Source organism: Streptomyces sp. FXJ1.172 (genome assembly GCF_001636945.3).
GTDB lineage: Bacteria > Actinomycetota > Actinomycetes > Streptomycetales > Streptomycetaceae > Streptomyces.
The window spans coordinates 2,795,324-2,810,858 of the sequence record NZ_CP119133.2; the positions used below are offsets into that span (position 1 = coordinate 2,795,324).

Sequence of the window (15,535 nt, forward strand, 5' to 3'; positions counted from 1 at the left end):
GACGGGCGTCGTCGGCAGGGGACCCGCACCGTCGCCGGGGGCCGGGGCAGGCTCGCCGGTGGTGTCGTCCGGGACGGTGGCGACGGCGGCCAGCGCCTCGACCGTGCGGTGCCGGAAGACGTCCCGGGGAGTGAGGACCAGCCCGGCCCGGCGGGCGGCGCCGACCAGCTGGATGGAGACGATGCTGTCGCCGCCCAGTTCGAAGAACCCCTCGTCCAGGCCGACTTCGTCCAGGCCCAGGACGTCCGCGAACAGGTCGCGCAGGATCTCCTCGCGGGCGTTGGCCGGTGCGCGGCCCGGTCCGCCGGTGCGCCGCGGCGCGGGCAGGGCCTTGGTGTCCAGCTTGCCGTTGGGGGACAGCGGGAGCCGCTCGAGCCGTACGTACACGGACGGGACCATGTAGTCGGGCAGGGATGCCGCGACATGCGTGCGCAGCACCGCGAGGTCGGGCAGGGCCGTGTCCTTGCACACCACGTATCCGACGAGCTGCCGGCGCCCGGGCTGGTCCTCGCGTACGACGACGGCGGCGCCGCAGACGTCCGGGTGACGGGTCAGGGCGGCCTCGATCTCACCCGGCTCGATCCGGAAACCACGCAGCTTCACCTGGTCGTCGGCCCGGCCCGCGTACTCCAGCGTGCCCTGCGCACGCCACCTGGCCAGGTCACCCGTGCGGTACATCCGCTCCCCCGGCCTGCCGTGGACGGCGGCCACGAAACGGTCCGCGGTCAGCCCCGGACGGCCCAGGTACCCCCGCGCCAGACCCGGACCCGCGATGTACAACTCGCCCACCACACCCGGCGGCACCGGCCGCAACGCCTCGTCCAGGACGTACACCGCGGTGTTGGTGACGGGGTGTCCGATCGGCGGGGCGCCGGTGCCCGGGGCGAGCGGGGCGCTGGTGGTCGCCATCACCGTGGACTCCGTCGGCCCGTAGGCGTTGACCATCCGGCGGCCGGGGGCCCACTGGGCGACCAGCTCGGCGGAGCAGGCCTCGCCTCCCACCACCAGGGTGCGCAGGTCCGGCAGCCGCGCGGCAGGGACTCCGGCCAGGGCCGCGGGCGGGATGAGGGCGTGGCTGACCTGGTACGCGCGCAGCACGTCCACCAAGTCCTCGCCGGCCAGCGGGCCGCGCGGCGGGACGACGAGCGCACCGCCGTGCGCCAGCGCCATGCAGACCTCCAGTACGGCGGCGTCGAAGCTCGGCGAGGCGAACTGCAGGACGCGGCTGCCGGGACCGGCGAAGAACCGGGACCGCTCGGCCGCGGCGAAGCTCGGCAGTCCCCGGTGCGTGGTGACCACACCCTTGGGCCGGCCGGTGGAGCCGGAGGTGTAGATGACGTAGGCCGGGTGGTCGACCCGCAGCGGAGCGGTGCGCTCGGCGTCGGTCAGGTCCGCGGTCCCGTACGCCTCGAGGGCACGTGTGGTCGGTGGCGCGTCCACGACCAGGCGCGGGACGTTCTCCGCCGCGGGCAGCCCCGGGGCGGTGGCAGCGGTGGTCAGCAGGAGTGCGGGGGCCGCGTCGCGGAGCATGTACGCGATGCGCTCGGCCGGATAGTCCGGGTCGACGGGCAGGTACGCCGCGCCCGCCTTGAGGACCGCCAGCAGCGCCACGACCTGCTCGGCGCACCGGGGCATCACCAGCGCCACGACCCGCTCCGGCCCGATCCCCCGCCCGGCGAGCAGCCGGGCCAGCCGGTTGGCCCGGCCGTGCAGCTCCCGGTAGGAGACGACGCCCCCGTCACAGACCAGCGCGTCAGCGCCCGGCGTACGGGCCGCCTGGGCCTGCAACAACTCCGGCAGGGTTACCTCGGCGACCTCCTGGGCGGTGTCGTTCCACTCGCCCAGCACCCGCGCGCGCTCGTCCTGCGACAACAGCTCCACGGAGCCGATCCGCCGGCCCGGGTCGGCGGCCACCGCCTCCAGCAGCCGTACGAAACGCTCACCGATCGACTCCGCCGTCGCCCGGTCGAACAGGTCGGCGCTGAACTCGAGAACGCCGTCGATGCCCCGTGCGTCGTCCGGGCCCCCGCGGTGCTCGGTGAGGTCGAAGGTGAGGTCGAACTTGGCGGTGCCGGTGCGCAGTTGGCTCAGCTCGGCGGTGATGCCCGGCAGGTCGAACTCGGCTTCGGGGTTGTTCTGGAGGGCGAGCATGACCTGGAACAACGGATGCCGCGCCGCGGTCCGCTCGGGCCGCAGCACCTCCACCAGACGCTGGAACGGCACATCCTGGTTCTCGAACGCCGCCAGGTCACCCTCACGCACCCGCGCCACCAGATCACGAAACTCCGGATCCCCCGACACATCGGTCCGCAACACCAACGTGTTCACGAAATACCCGACCAGATCGTCCAACGCCTCATCCGTACGACCCGCCACCGGCGTACCCACCACAATGTCCGTCCCCGCACCCAGACGCGACAACAACGCCACCAACCCCGCCTGCAACACCATGAACACACTCGCCCCCGCCGCCCGCGCCACACCCACCAAAGCCCGGTGCACCCCAGCAGGAACACTCACCCGCACCACCCCACCGCCACCACCCAGCACCGCCGGACGCACACGATCCACCGGCAGCACCACCTCCTGCGGCAACCCCTCCAACACCCCACACCAGAACTCCAGCTGACGCCCCAGAACACTCCCCGCAACACCCTCCTCGCCCAACACCTCCGCCTGCCACAGCGCGTAATCCGCATACTGCACCGGCAACTGAGGCCACACCGGAACACGACCCTCCAACCGCGCCCCATAAGCAGCCGACACATCCCGCGCCAACGGCACCAACGACCACCCGTCCGCCGCAATGTGATGCACCACCAACAGCAACACGAACTCATCCACCGCACCCGCAACCGCGAACAACCCAGCCCGCAACGGCAGATCCGACGACAGATCGAACGGACGCGCCACCTCCGCCGACAACACCCCCGCCAGATCCGCCTCCGCCACCTCGCGGAACGGCAACTCCACCACCGCCGACGGCAACACCACCTGCCGCGGCACACCCCCCACCTCCGCGAACACCGTCCGCAAGGACTCGTGCCGCGCCACCACATCACCCAACGCCGCCCGCAGCACCCCACGATCCACCCCACCGGAAAGCCGGATCTGGAACGCGAGGTGGTAACTGGCTCCGCCGCCCAGGCGGTCGAGGGTCCACAGGCTGCGCTGGGCGCGGGAGAGCGGGACCGCCTCGGGACGCGGCCGGCGGGTCACGCCCGCTCGGGCGGCGTCCGCTCCGGGCAGAAGCCGGGCGACACCGGCGGGCGTCGCAGCCTGGAACAGGGCGCTGACGGACAGCTCGGCACCGGTGACCGTGCGCACCCGGCTCACCAGACGGGTCGCAAGCAGGGAATGCCCGCCCAGGTCGAAGAAGCTGTCGTCCGGGCCGACCCGGTCGACCCCGAGCACCTCGGCGAACAGCCCGCACAGGATCTCCTCCTGAGCCGACCGCGGCACACGCCCCGCGCCCCCGGCCGCCACCTCCGGCGCCGGCAACGCCCTGCGGTCCAGCTTCCCGTTGACCGTCAACGGGAACGCGTCCAGCACCACGAACGCCGACGGCACCATGTACTCCGGCAGCTTCGCGGCCACCTCGGCACGCAGCCCCGGCACCTCCACGTCCGCACCCGGCGCCGCGACCACGTACGCCACCAGCCGCTGGTCCCCCGGCCGGTCCTCCCGCACCACCACCAAGGCCTGCGCGACATCCGCACACGCAGCCACGGCCGCCTCCACCTCACCCAACTCGATACGGAAACCACGCAGCTTCACCTGGTCGTCCGCACGCCCCTCGAACACCAGCCGGCCCTGGGCGTCCCAACGGGCCACATCCCCCGTCCGGTACAGCCTGCCGCCCGCCGCACCGAACGGATCCGCCACAAAACGCTCCGCCGTCAGACCAGGCCGCCCCAGATAACCCCGGGCAACCCCCCCACCCCCCACATACAACTCACCCGCCACACCCACCGGAACCGGCCGCAACGCCTCGTCCAGCACAAACACCCGAAGATCAGGAATCGCCTCACCGATCACACTGCCCGCACCCGAACCCGCCAGCACCCCCGACAAACGCATAAAACTCACATGCACCGTCGTCTCAGTGATCCCATACATATTCACCAACACCGGCGCCACATCACCATGCCGCGCAAACCACGGCCCCAGACGCCGCAGATCCAACGCCTCACCACCGAACACCACCCACCTCAACACCAGACCACCAGCCGCTTCAGCCGCCTCAACCACCGGCATCAACTGATAAAACGCCGACGGCGTCTGATTCAGCACCGTCACCCCCTCATCCACCAACAACCGCCGGAAATCAACAGGCGAACGACTCACCGAGAACGGCACCACCACCAACCGCCCCCCATGCAACAACGCCCCCCACAACTCCCACACCGAAAAATCGAACGCAAAAGAATGGAACAACGTCCACACATCATCCGGACCGAACGAGAACCACCCCCGCGTCGCCGAGAACAACCGCACCACATTCCCGTGCGACACCACCACACCCTTCGGCCGCCCCGTCGAACCCGACGTATAAATCACATACGCAGCCGACCCCCCACCCACCACACCCCGCCGCTCCCCCGCCACCACATCCCCGCTAAGCAACCCTCCGCAGCCACCAGCACCCCCGCATCCACCACACACACCGGCGCCGCATCCGCCAGCAGAAACTCCCGCCGCTCCACCGGATAATCCGGATCCACCGGCACATACGCCGCCCCCGCCTTCAACACACCCAACAACCCCACCACCAGATCCACCGACCGCGGCAACGACACCGCCACCAGATCCTCGACACCCACCCCACGACCCAACAACCACCGCGCCACCCGATTCGCCCGCGCATTCAACTCCGCATACGAAACCGACTCCCCACCACAGGACACCGCCACACGGTCCCCACCCCGCACCACCTGCTCCTCGAACAACTCCACCAGCGTGGCTTCCGGGAACTGGTCAGTCATGTCTCGACACCTCGAATGAGCACGATGAACGATCGAGCGGATGGACAGGAAAACGGATCGCACGGAAAGAGCGGGAAAGAAAGGGCGACCGGGGCGAAGTCCGACCCCGATCGCCCCGAATGAATACGGAGTGTTTCCGGAAGGTCAGCCGCAGCCGCCCGCGTGTCCAGCATCTCCGGCCGGAGGGGCGAAGAGCGGCAGCTCGTCATGATCCTGCCAGTTTTCTTCGACGTCCTCACCGGGACGGCCCTGAAATGCCGCTATGAACGGCCGCAGCCGGTCGACGCCGAAGAACTTGTCCCGTCCGTGAATGAAAAAGGGGACACCGAACAGCCCGTCCTCGTAAGAGGAGACCAGGCAGTCGAACCCCTGCTTCCGCAGCTGCGGATCGTCGGCCGCGGTCGCCAGCAGCTCGGCCGGCAGCCCGAGTTCCCCCGCGATCTCCGCCATCGTCGTGGGGGCGGTGATGTCCCGGCCCTCCTGCCAGCGGGCGCGGTACACGGCGTCCACGAACTCCTTTCCCCGGCCCTGTTCCTTGGCGGCCAGATAGGCGAGGTGGGACACCTCCCAGTTCGGGTCCTTGTCGATGGGTACCGTCATGGTCAGGCCCCGGGCCTTGGAGATACGGGCGAGGTCCTGGAGGATGTAGAAGTTCTTGGCCCGAGACATCGCCACGATGGGCAGTTCGACCCGGGCCTCGTCCAGCATCTTCTGCGTCGTGGCGTCGGGCTCCCAGAACGGGATCCACTCCAGCGCGTCCGCGACGTCCGGGAACCGCTGGGTGAGGTCGAGGTAGGCGAACCAGGAGTACGGGCTGCGGAGTGAGAAGTACCAGCGCGGCGGCTTCTTGGGTCTGGGCATGGCGGAACTACCCCCTGTTGCTCTGTAGGTCGGAGTGGAGCGGGTCAGATGGTGATGCCGCCGTCGATCTGGAAGACGGCGCCGGTCACGTACGAGGAGCGGGCGGAGACCAGGTAGGAGACGAGGTCGGCGACCTCCTCGGCCCGGCCGAGGCGACGCAGCGCAATGGCGTCGAGGGCGCGCTTCCTGACCTGCTCCCCGAGCGCCGCGGTCATGTCCGTCTCGATGAAGCCCGGGGCGACCACGTTGGCGCGGATGCCGTAGCGCCCGGTCTCCTTGGCCAGGGAACGGGAGAAGCCGATGATCCCCGCCTTGGAGGCGGCGTAGTTGCTCTGCGTGGGGTTGCCGTATACCCCGGCCACCGAGGAGATGTTCACGATGCTTCCCGACTTGCGTTTCATCATCCCGAAGACGACCGAGCGGCACAGGTTGTAGGCGCCGTCGAGGTTGGTCCGCAGGACGGCGTCCCAGTCCTCGTCCGGCATCAGCAGCAGCGGGTTGTCCCGGGTGATGCCGGCGGAGGTGACCGCGGCCTCGATGGGGCCGAGGGCGTTCTCGACCTCCTCGACGAAGGAGCGCACGGACGCGCCGTCGGCGACATCGGCCCGGACCCCGCGCGCCTTGCCGCCCTGCTCCTGGACCTCCTTCTCCAGTCGCCGGGCGGCCTCCTCGTCGGACCGGTAGCAGAAGCCGACGTCGAAGCCGTCCTGTGCCAGGCGCAGCACCACCTCGCGCCCGATGCCCCGTGATCCGCCGCTGACCACGGCGACCCTGGGTTCGTTGTTCTCCATGACCGACTCTCCTCGGTGCGCTACGAAACGGGTGTGGCCCCGGCCGGCGGCCGCAACCGGTCGGCGGGCCGGAACGCCATGACCATGCGGGTGAAGGTGACGGCCGGTTCGCCGTCGATCGTCGTGTGACCGTCGAAGATCACCGTGTCGCTCAGCGCCCGGTAGAGCTGCACACGGTGTTCCAGGACGTCACCCGGGAACGCGGCGCGGTGGAAGGTGACGCCCGACATCGCGCCCGCGAGCATGACCTGGCCGCCGGCGAGCGCCTCCCCGGCGCCGTGCACGGCCAGGAGACCCGCGGCCTGACCCCACGACTCCACCAGCAGGGACTGGGGGTAGGCGAACTCCTGCGGTGCGGCGTCCTCGCCGAGTTCCCGGTACCAGGGCTCGTTGCAGGTGACCGCCTTCACCGCGACCAGCCGCTCGCCCGGCACGAGTTCGAGCACGCGGTCGACCAGGAGCATCGGGAAGCGGTGCGGCAGGCTGCGCCGCACCTCGTGGGCCTCCATCACGGGGTGCTCCCCTCCCGGTAGCGCAGCTTGACCGTCGCGGCCTCGCCCCGCTCGGTCGACGCGGTCGCCGCGTACTTCCAGCCGCCGGACACGGCCGTCCACTCGGCGGTGACGGTCAGGACGTCCCCGGGGAAGACGGGGCCGGTGAACCGTGCCGATTCCAGGGCCGCCAGGCTCAGTCCGGCTGCGGCGGCGGGTGCCGCGGCCAGGGCGGCCCGGTGCGCGCACTCCACGACGCACACGCCGGGGAAGATGGGAAAGTCCGGGTAGTGACCGGCGAACACCGGCTCGGATGGGTCGATGCCGAAGCGCACCTCGGACCGCGGGCCGGCGCTCGTACCGTCCTCGATCGCCGCGGTGACGACCTGCGGGGCGGCCCGCACCGGGCTGACGCCCAGGCCGCCGCTCACAGGGGCGGCATCTTCCGGGTGAGCAGCTGGTGCGCCTGCCGCAGCGAGGTCACCTGGCGCAGCTCGGTCTCGGTGAACTTCACCTCGAACCGCTTCTCCAGCACGACGACGACCTCCAGGGCCATCAGGGAGTCGACCTCCAGGTCCGCCACGAAGTCGGCGTCGTCGGTGACGTCCTCCGGGTCGGCGTCGAGGACTTCCGAGACGATGCCGCGCAGTTCGTCCAGACTCGGCACCGCGGTCGCGGCGGCTTCGTGCGGGGTTACGGACATGGAAATCCCCATTCGTCGTTCGTAGTTCATCGTTCGTCGATAGCGGTTGCGGCCGGGCTGTCGGCCCGCCCGGTCCTCGGCCACATGAGGCGGAGTACCGGCCTCGGTCACATGAGGCGGAGTACCGCGCAGGCCAGGGCGCCGTCGCGGTCGGCCGACGTGACCACGGCGACGCGGCCACGGGCCTGCGGGTCCTCCTCGGCCGCGGCGAGCACCGACGCCAGTTGCAGCGCTCCGGTCGCCGCGGCCGTGTCCCCGAGGGACTGGGTCAGCCGGCGCACGGGCAGCGTGCCGAGGACGGCGTCGAGCCCGGCCTGTTCCTGCTGCCCGAGCAGCCCGGCGGGCGCCGAGGCCGACACGGCCCACACCTCGTGCGTGCTCGCGGCGGCCCGGCCGAGCGCGCGCCGCACCGTGGCGGCCAGCGCGTCGGCGGTCCCCTCGGGGCCGGCCACACCCGACTCGACAGCGAGCACCTCGGCCAGGCCCTCGCCCTCGGACACGGTGCCGGCGGGGCGCAGGCGCAGCACGGCACAGCCCTCGCCGAGCACCGTGTCGCCCTCGTCCGGCCGCCGGGTGTGCCATTCGAGCCAGGAGCGTGCCGACGAATACTCCTCGGCGGCCCCGCACAGCACGGTGCGGGCGCGGCCGGAGGCGAGCAGCCGGCGGGCGTAGTTGAGCGCCGCCAGCCCTGACGAACGGCCCGCCGCGACCGTGGTGTTCGGCCCCTTCAGCCCGTACCAGATGGCGCACTGCCCGGCCGGGCAGTTCATGATCGCGTTCGGGATGTGGGAGGGGTCGATGTAGAACGGCTTCTCGTGGACCAGGGTGTCGCGCGTGATGTCCATCATGCTCTGGGCGCTGCCGGTGGTCGTGCCGAGCACCAGAGCGACGTTGTCGCCGGATTCCGGTCGGCCGCCGCCCTCGCCGAGCAGTTCCCGTACGGCCGTGACGGCCAGGCCGGTCACGCGGTCCATCGACCGGGTTCCCTTGCGGCCCAGGACGTCCTTGATCACGAAGTTTGGGACCAGGTGGGCCCGGGTGTCCGGGCCGTCCCACTCCTCGCGGGTCAGTGCCGTCGCGGTGGGCCGCCCCTCACGGGTGCCCGTCACGAAGGCGTCGCGCCCGATGCCGTAGGGCGAGACGGCCGACCAGCCCGTGATGACCGGCCCCCGCCGTGCCGTGGATGTCCCGCTCACCGTCGCATCACCCCTTCGTCTCGTACGGCGTTCGTCAGGCCGCCGGCGCGGTCTTGCCGGCCAGGGCGGCCAGGACGCGGTCGTCGAACGTGACCAGGCGTCCCTCGCTGCCGTTCTCCACCACGCCGTAGGCGTGGGTGATGGTCCCGGTCGAGGTCTGCACCAGGTGGCCGTCGCGCACGACGTAGGTGTCGAGGCGGGAGGTGTAGAGGAGGTTCTTGAAGACGTCCTCGACCGTGTAGACCACGTAGAGGTCCTCCTCCAGGAGGGCCTCGTCCAGCAGCGTCACCCGCGAGTGGGTGACGGCCGGGATCCAGTTCCGCTCCGCGAGCAGCTCGCGGATGGAGATGCCCCGGGCGTCCACGAAGCGGTGCTTGGCCTCCTCCATCAGCCGCAGATAGCCGGACATCTGCAGCCGGTCGAAGAAGTGGACGTACGGGTAGGGGATGCGGAACTTCCAGCCGTAGGCGTTGCGCCCGGCGAGCAGCTGCTCGAGGACCGCGTCGGTCTCGGCGCTGCCGCCGGAGAGCAGGGTGTCGCCGTCGGCCTCGGGTACGGCGGGGCCGGGTGAGGCGCCGCCGATCCGGTCGGTGACGAAGGCCTCCAGGCCTTCCGGCACGGGCAGCCGGCGCAGCATGCGCACGTCGTTGTCGTCCCTGCGCAGCCGTGCCAAGACCTTGGAGACGACCGCCTTCTTGACGGCGCCGTCCCGCTCGACGGTGATGGTGACCTTGAAGGACAGGGTGTCGGCGCCCTCCGCGGTGGTGGGGACCACCTCGAGGGAGGCCTGGTCGTCCACCACGAGGGCCGTCTGCAGCCGGGAGTCGATGCCGGTGATGTCGAAGCCGAGCCCGTGCTGCTCGTACAGCCGCCCGACCGGCAGCCCGCTGCGCCGGAAGTGCTCGATCACGGCCTTCTCGACCAGGTAGTTGACGTGCTTGAACCCGATGATGGTGCCGATGTTGGCACCCTCGTAGCCGGGGCTCAGCACGACCGTGGTCGGCTCGTTGAGCAGCGACTTCACGGAGTTGTCGGGCATGGAACGCTCCTTTGCTCATCAGCGGCGGGTCCCGGGGGCACCGGCCCGTCCGGCAGGTCGTCGAGGAAGGTGCCGACCAGGTCGGCGAACTGCTGGGCCCGCTCGGCCATGGGGTAGTGGCCGCACCCCTCGAAGAGGTGCAGCCGTGCGCCCGGCAGGTCGGCTGCGAGCAGCTCGCTCTCCCGGACCGCGAAGTCCTCGCTGCCGCAGGTGACCAGGCTGGGGAGCGTGATCAGGTCGGTGTGCAGCCAGGGGGTGCGCAGATAGGAGTCGCAGAACCGCAGCCAGCCGTAGGCACCGACGCGCTCGCAGACCCGTTCGGTCATGTTGCGGCGCAGGTCGGGGCGGATCCGCTTGCCCGAGCGGGTGCGGATGCCCTCCCCCATGACGTGGAGGAACTGGTCCTGCATCGCCGCCATGGCGTCCCAGGGGAAGTCGTCGGGACTGCGCCGGTAGAAAGGGGCGACGAACACCGCACCGCGCAGGCCGTACCGGCGCACGAGGTCGTCCCCCGCGGCGGCCCGTGCGCTGAGCGAGGCCAGCAGGAGGGTGGCGGAGAAGGAGTGTGCGACCACCACGTCGGGGCCGCCCGGCACCAGGTCCAGGGCCGCCTCGATCCAGTCCGGCTGCTGCGTGTCGTGGCTCCAGGGCCGCACGTGGTCGCCGCGCCAGGGCAGTTCGGCGGTCCAGATCTCCAGACCGGCCGGCGGCCGGCGCCATGTCTCGTCCCACACGGCCGCGCTGCTGGCCAGGCCGTGGAGCAGCAGCAGGCGGGTGTGGACCGGATCGGCACCGGAGCGCCGTTCGACGTGCAGGGGGACGGGGGGCGGCGGCGCGGGCCGCGGGCTCTGCCCGGGGCGGGCGTTCACGGGCATCATCCGGTGCCTGCCGGGGGCAGCAGGGTGAGGCCGGCGGTGGCGTCGTCGCCGTCCTGGCCGGCGAGCGCGTAGACGGGCCCGGTGCCGCCGCGGGCGAACCAGCCGACAGCGCCGACGCACTGCAGCACACCGAGCACGGCGGACAACTCTCCCCAGGAATCCGTGAGTTCGTAGCGAGCGGTGTCCGTGCCGAGCACGGGCGAACTCTCCACGGCGCCCTTGCCGGGGCCGAAGAAGGCGCCGGGAGTGGTCGCTTGCGTCTCGGCGAGCCGGCGCAGGCACTCCTGTACGCCCTGGACGCGGAGTCCGGGGCCTACGACGGCGCGGCGGGTTGCGCCGCGCACGGCGGCCGCGGCCTGGTTCTCCACCACGAGGGCGGCGGCGCCGTCCACGATGCGTTCGGCACCGGTCAGCCGGCGCACCACGGGGTTGTCGGGCTCGGTGGCGAGGACGAGGGCGCGGTCGGCCCGCCGGGCGCCGATGACGGTGACGGCCCAGCGCACGGCGTCGATGCCGGATGTCGGACCGTTGCAGATCATCAGGTTCGGGCCGCGCAGCCCGTACTTGATCGCCAGGGTGGAGGCGACGATGTTGCTGGACGCGTTCGGTGTGTCCATCGGACTGATCCCGGCGGTGGTGCCCTCCGTCGCGATCGTCTGCGCCACCGAGCAGACGGTGTCCGCGTTGCCGTGGTTGGAGGCGACCAGGACGGCGACGGTCTCGCCGGGGACGTTCAGCCCGTCGGGGCCGAGCAGCCCGGCGTCCCTCAGGGCCTCGTCCGCGCAGGCCAGGGCGAGCTGGGTCGCCCGGTCCTTGTAGCGCAGCCCCTTCTTGCCGATGCGGGCGGCCGGCGAGACAGGCTCCGCGTCGGACGGGACGGGAGCGAGCAGGTCCTCGGGGGACGCGGCGCCCGGAACAGCGAGTCCCACCCCGGTGACCGCGGTGCGCACGGGAAGGCTCATCGCGCCGCCTCCACGACCGCGACGGCGTTGATCCCGCCGAATCCGAAGGCGTCGATCTGGGCGAGGCTCACCTCGGCCGCGACCGTGTCCCGGACCAGCTGGAAGCCCTCGGTCTCCGGGGCGGCTTCGGACAGCCCGGCGATCGGCGGTACCCGGCCCTCGCGCATGGCGTGCAGCGCCACGATCAGGCTGAGCAGGCCCGAGGCGCCGGAGGTGTGCCCGGTCATCGACTTGACTCCGGTCATCAGGGGCGAGCCGACGTGGTCGCCGAACACCTCGGCGAGCGCGGTGGCTTCGGCCGCGTCGTTCAGGGGGGTGCCGGTGCCGTGCACCATGACCAGGTCCACGTCCTGCGGCTTGACCCCGGCCCGGTGGTGGGCGTCCGTGATGGCGCGGGCGATGCCCTGCGGATCGGGCGCGGTGGGGTGGTGGGCGTCGCAGTTGACGGCGACGCCTCGGACGAAGCCGTACGGGCCGCGGCCGGCCGCCTCCCGCTGGAGTACGACGGCGGCGGCGCCTTCTCCCATGACGGTGCCCTTGCGGTCCCGGTCGAAGGGGCGCAGCCGGTCGGGCGGGTCGAGCTGCAGCCGGTCCGACAGGCCGAACATGCTCTCGGTGATGACATCCACGCCGGCCACGACCACGGTGTCGGCGTCCTGGAACTCCAGCAGGTCACAGCCGAGGGCGAGCGCGTACAGGGACGCCGAGCAGGCGTTGGAGATCGTGTGGGTGTCGTCCGCGCCGAAGCGCCGGCGCAGCGCCGTCCCGAAGTGCATGCCCGCGGCGTCGAAGGACTGTCCGTCGCGCCACCACAGTTCCAGTGAGCGCAGTTCGCGCAGCCCGGTGCCGATCAGGACAGGTACGGAGCCGAGGTCCGCCTCCCGTCCCGCGTCGCTCAGCGCCTGGCCGACGGCCTCGGTGAGCAGCGCGGTGGCACGGCCGGTGACGTCCACGCCGGGCGCGGGCCGGTTGTCGACCTCGTAGAGCCGATCGGCGTTGTACCAGGCGCGGTTGAAGCCGCGGAGTGTGCCGAGCCCGCTGCGGCCGGCGCACAGGGCGGCGAACACCTCGTCCGGGTCGGCTCCGATGCTGGCGACCGCACCGACCCCGGTCACCGGCCAGCGGCTCACCGCTGCTCCTCGTACTTGCCCAGCATGACGACGGCGTTGTTCCCGCCGAAGGCGAGGCCGTTGTTCTGCACGACGCGCAGATCGGCCTCGACCGCCTCGTTCGGCACGCAGTCCACCTCGCACTCGGGATCGGTGGTGAAGTGATTGATGGTCGGGGGGATGAAGCGGTGCACGATCGCGAGCGAGCAGGCGATGGCGGCCAGGGCGCTGGCGGCGCCCATGGTGTGACCGAGCATCGACTTGATGGAGACCGTGCGCGGGGGCATGTCGCCGTAGACGCTGCGGATGGCGCGGGCCTCGGTGACGTCGTTGGCCTTGGTGCCGGTGCCGTGCGCCGAGATGAGGTCCACCTGGTCCGGTTCGATGCCGGCGTTCTCGAGGGCCAGTTCCATGCAGCGGGCGACGCTCTGCTGGTTGGGCGCGACCTGGTGGTACGCGTCGCAGTTGAGGCCGTAGCCGAGGACCTCGGCGTAGATGCGGGCGCCTCGGGCCAGGGCGGACTCCAGGCTCTCCAGTACGAGGATGCCGGCGCCCTCCCCGGTGAGGATGCCCTTGCGGTCGGCGTCGAAGGGCTGGCACAGCTCGGGGGCGATGGTGCCGAGCCGGTAGAAGCCGGCGAAGGTCTTGCGGCACATCGCGTCGGCTCCGCCGCACAGGGCGAAGTCGACCTCGCCGGTGCGCACGGCGTCGTAGCCGTACCCGATGGCGTAGTTGCCGGCGGCGCAGGCCGTCGGGATGGTGAGGGCCTCCACGTCCGTCAGCCCCAGTTCGTGGGCGACGGCCGCGGACAGGCGCCCGGCGCGGATGCGCCGGGCGATGGTGGAGTCCATGTGCTCGGGGCCGTGCGCGAGGCGGCTCTCCACCAGGTGGTCCAGGTCGAAGGACTCCCCGTCGGTGGTGCCGACCGAGATGAGGCCGCGCTGTTCGCGCAGTTCCCCGGCGTCCAGGCCCGCGTCGTCGATGGCCATCCGTGCCGCCGCGACGGAGAACTGGCTGGCCCTGCCGAGTTCGGCCGCGTCGAGCGTGGTGATCCACTTCTCCGGATGGAAGTCCACGATCTCGCAGCCGTTGGCGTGCGCGAATCCCTCGGTGTCGAATGCGGTGATCGGTTTGGCACCGCTGCGTCCCACGCGCAGTCCTTCGGCGAATTCCGCGGCGCCCACTCCGATGCTGGAGAAGACGCCGAATCCCGTGAGGACTACGCGGTGGCCCACGGCGGTCGTTCCGCTGTTCGCAAGGGTTGTCATCAAATCTCCAGCCGGTCTCGGCGCGGATGGAACGGACGTGGTCAGGCAGCGGCCTTCTGGGCCTCGGCGACGACGTCGTAGACGCCCTGCAGATTGACCATGCGGGCCAGCTCGGACTGCTCGATGACGATCTTGAACTCCTTCTCCAGGGAGGCCAGGATCTCGATGGCGCGCAGCGAGTCGGCGTCGTGGTCCTCGCGGAAGAGGCTGGTGCCGGTGACCTCGTCCTCCTCCAGCTCGAGGATCTCGCAGACGATTTCCTTCACCTTGGCGGCGTCCTCGGAAGTGATGGCAGTCATGAAGAGCACAACCTCTCGTTCACGTGCGGGATCTGTACGGAAAAACGCGTGCACCCCATACGGTGACAGCGCGGAAGAGAACCGGCCGAGCCGGATTACTCGGTATGTCCGCAGAGCATTCTGGTAAGCGTGGAATTGACTTCCCAGTGATTTTCAGGAAGCTGCCACGACAAGTCGGCCAAGACGCCGGGAGATGTCACTCAGGAGGGCATCGCGCTCGGCCATCAGGTAGAAATGGCCACCCGGCATGACGGTGAGGTCGAAGGCGCCGGCGCTCACCTCGGACCAGTGGCGCATGGACTCGGGGGTGGCCCCGGTGTCCTCCTGCCCGGCGTAGGCGGCGACCGGGCAGCGCACGGGCACCGGTGCCGCCGCGCGGTAGGTGCCGGCGATCTGGAAGTCGGCCCGCAGCGGCGGCAGCAGGATCTCCCGCAGGGAGGGGTCCTCCAGCAGGGCGGCGTCGGAGCCGCCGAGCCGGCGCACCTCCGCGAGGACGCCCTCGGCGTCCAGCAGGTGCACGGTGCGCGGGGTGACCAGGTGCGGCGCCTCGCGCGCGGAGACGAACAGCCCGGCGACCGCGGCCGGTCGCGAGGCTTCCAGGCGCAGGGCGACCTCGTAGGCGAGCGAGGCCCCCATGCTGTGGCCGAACAGGGCCACCGGCACGTCCAGGAAGGCCGTCAGTTCCTCGGCGACGGCGTCGGCCAGTGGCTCCAGGCTGGTGGGACACGCTTCGGCGATCCGCTCCTGCCGTCCCGGGTAGCGGGTGGCCAGCACCTCGACACCGGGGCCGAACGCGCCCTGCCAGGACCGGAAGAACGTGGCCGTGCCGCCCGCGTGGGGCAGGCAGACCAGACGCAGCCGCACGGGCCCGGTGGCCGGGTGCCGGCGGAACCATCTGGACGGACTCGGGGCGGGCAGTGCCATCGATCTCTCCTTCGCCTTCCCGGGGGTAA

General features: G+C 71.1%; 13 protein-coding genes and 1 pseudogene. All 14 read right to left on the reverse strand.

Annotation, left to right across the window (positions count from 1 at the left end):
- Positions 1–81: 81 nt before the first annotated feature.
- Positions 82–4,922, reverse strand: a pseudogene (locus A6P39_RS12330) (amino acid adenylation domain-containing protein); the annotation flags it as partial.
- A gap of 207 nt (positions 4,923–5,129) precedes the next feature.
- Entirely contained in the window at positions 5,130–5,846 is a 717-nt protein-coding gene (locus tag A6P39_RS12340) for a 2-hydroxychromene-2-carboxylate isomerase (RefSeq protein WP_067040640.1), read from the reverse strand.
- Positions 5,847–5,890: 44 nt separating this feature from the next.
- Positions 5,891–6,637, reverse strand: a complete 747-nt coding sequence (fabG, locus tag A6P39_RS12345) for a 3-oxoacyl-[acyl-carrier-protein] reductase (RefSeq protein ID WP_067040642.1) — start codon at positions 6,635–6,637, stop codon at positions 5,891–5,893.
- Positions 6,638–6,657: 20 nt separating this feature from the next.
- The gene (locus tag A6P39_RS12350; RefSeq protein WP_067040644.1) at positions 6,658–7,146 is read right to left on the reverse strand and encodes a 3-hydroxyacyl-ACP dehydratase FabZ family protein; all 489 of its coding nucleotides are present in this window, start codon (positions 7,144–7,146) and stop codon (positions 6,658–6,660) included.
- On the reverse strand, positions 7,146–7,559 hold the full coding sequence (locus tag A6P39_RS12355; protein ID WP_067040647.1) for a 3-hydroxyacyl-ACP dehydratase FabZ family protein: 414 nt from the start codon (positions 7,557–7,559) through the stop codon (positions 7,146–7,148). The genes A6P39_RS12350 and A6P39_RS12355 overlap by 1 nt, the downstream gene beginning before the upstream one ends.
- Positions 7,556–7,831 carry an acyl carrier protein gene (locus A6P39_RS12360; protein ID WP_067040650.1) on the reverse strand — a complete coding sequence of 92 codons (276 nt, stop codon included), beginning with the start codon at positions 7,829–7,831 and terminating at the stop codon, positions 7,556–7,558. Before A6P39_RS12360 ends, A6P39_RS12355 begins: the two co-directional genes overlap by 4 nt.
- 107 nt (positions 7,832–7,938) lie before the next feature.
- Positions 7,939–9,027: a beta-ketoacyl synthase N-terminal-like domain-containing protein gene (locus A6P39_RS12365; protein ID WP_067040654.1), complete on the reverse strand. Its 1,089-nt coding sequence runs from the start codon at positions 9,025–9,027 to the stop codon at positions 7,939–7,941.
- Positions 9,028–9,061: 34 nt separating this feature from the next.
- Positions 9,062–10,066 (reverse strand): hypothetical protein, encoded by a 1,005-nt coding sequence (locus A6P39_RS12370; RefSeq protein ID WP_067040656.1) that lies wholly within the window; start codon positions 10,064–10,066, stop codon positions 9,062–9,064.
- Positions 10,048–10,935 carry an alpha/beta fold hydrolase gene (locus tag A6P39_RS12375; protein WP_159395968.1) on the reverse strand — a complete coding sequence of 296 codons (888 nt, stop codon included), beginning with the start codon at positions 10,933–10,935 and terminating at the stop codon, positions 10,048–10,050. Before A6P39_RS12375 ends, A6P39_RS12370 begins: the two co-directional genes overlap by 19 nt.
- Positions 10,936–10,940: 5 nt before the next feature.
- Positions 10,941–11,906: a beta-ketoacyl synthase N-terminal-like domain-containing protein gene (locus tag A6P39_RS12380; protein WP_067040657.1), complete on the reverse strand. Its 966-nt coding sequence runs from the start codon at positions 11,904–11,906 to the stop codon at positions 10,941–10,943.
- On the reverse strand, positions 11,903–13,036 hold the full coding sequence (locus A6P39_RS12385; RefSeq protein WP_067040660.1) for a beta-ketoacyl synthase N-terminal-like domain-containing protein: 1,134 nt from the start codon (positions 13,034–13,036) through the stop codon (positions 11,903–11,905). Before A6P39_RS12385 ends, A6P39_RS12380 begins: the two co-directional genes overlap by 4 nt.
- Positions 13,033–14,283, reverse strand: a complete 1,251-nt coding sequence (locus A6P39_RS12390) for a beta-ketoacyl-[acyl-carrier-protein] synthase family protein (protein ID WP_067040663.1) — start codon at positions 14,281–14,283, stop codon at positions 13,033–13,035. Before A6P39_RS12390 ends, A6P39_RS12385 begins: the two co-directional genes overlap by 4 nt.
- 41 nt (positions 14,284–14,324) lie before the next feature.
- Complete coding sequence (locus A6P39_RS12395; protein WP_067040689.1) at positions 14,325–14,582, reverse strand: acyl carrier protein; 258 nt, start codon at positions 14,580–14,582, stop codon at positions 14,325–14,327.
- A 153-nt stretch (positions 14,583–14,735) separates the two neighbouring features.
- Positions 14,736–15,506 (reverse strand): thioesterase II family protein, encoded by a 771-nt coding sequence (locus A6P39_RS12400; protein ID WP_067040665.1) that lies wholly within the window; start codon positions 15,504–15,506, stop codon positions 14,736–14,738.
- Between the last annotated feature and the right edge of the window lie 29 nt (positions 15,507–15,535).

Bases quoted from the DNA above. Each gene is read 5' to 3' on its own strand.
- A6P39_RS12340 (WP_067040640.1), bottom strand. From the start codon at position 5,846: ATGCCCAGACCCAAGAAGCCGCCGCGCTGGTACTTCTCACTCCGCAGC.
- A6P39_RS12370 (WP_067040656.1), bottom strand. From the start codon at position 10,066: ATGCCCGACAACTCCGTGAAGTCGCTGCTCAACGAGCCGACCACGGTC.
- A6P39_RS12380 (WP_067040657.1), bottom strand. From the start codon at position 11,906: ATGAGCCTTCCCGTGCGCACCGCGGTCACCGGGGTGGGACTCGCTGTT.
- A6P39_RS12360 (WP_067040650.1), bottom strand. From the start codon at position 7,831: ATGTCCGTAACCCCGCACGAAGCCGCCGCGACCGCGGTGCCGAGTCTG.
- A6P39_RS12350 (WP_067040644.1), bottom strand. From the start codon at position 7,146: ATGGAGGCCCACGAGGTGCGGCGCAGCCTGCCGCACCGCTTCCCGATG.
- A6P39_RS12390 (WP_067040663.1), bottom strand. From the start codon at position 14,283: ATGACAACCCTTGCGAACAGCGGAACGACCGCCGTGGGCCACCGCGTA.
- fabG (WP_067040642.1), bottom strand. From the start codon at position 6,637: ATGGAGAACAACGAACCCAGGGTCGCCGTGGTCAGCGGCGGATCACGG.
- A6P39_RS12395 (WP_067040689.1), bottom strand. From the start codon at position 14,582: ATGACTGCCATCACTTCCGAGGACGCCGCCAAGGTGAAGGAAATCGTC.
- A6P39_RS12400 (WP_067040665.1), bottom strand. From the start codon at position 15,506: ATGGCACTGCCCGCCCCGAGTCCGTCCAGATGGTTCCGCCGGCACCCG.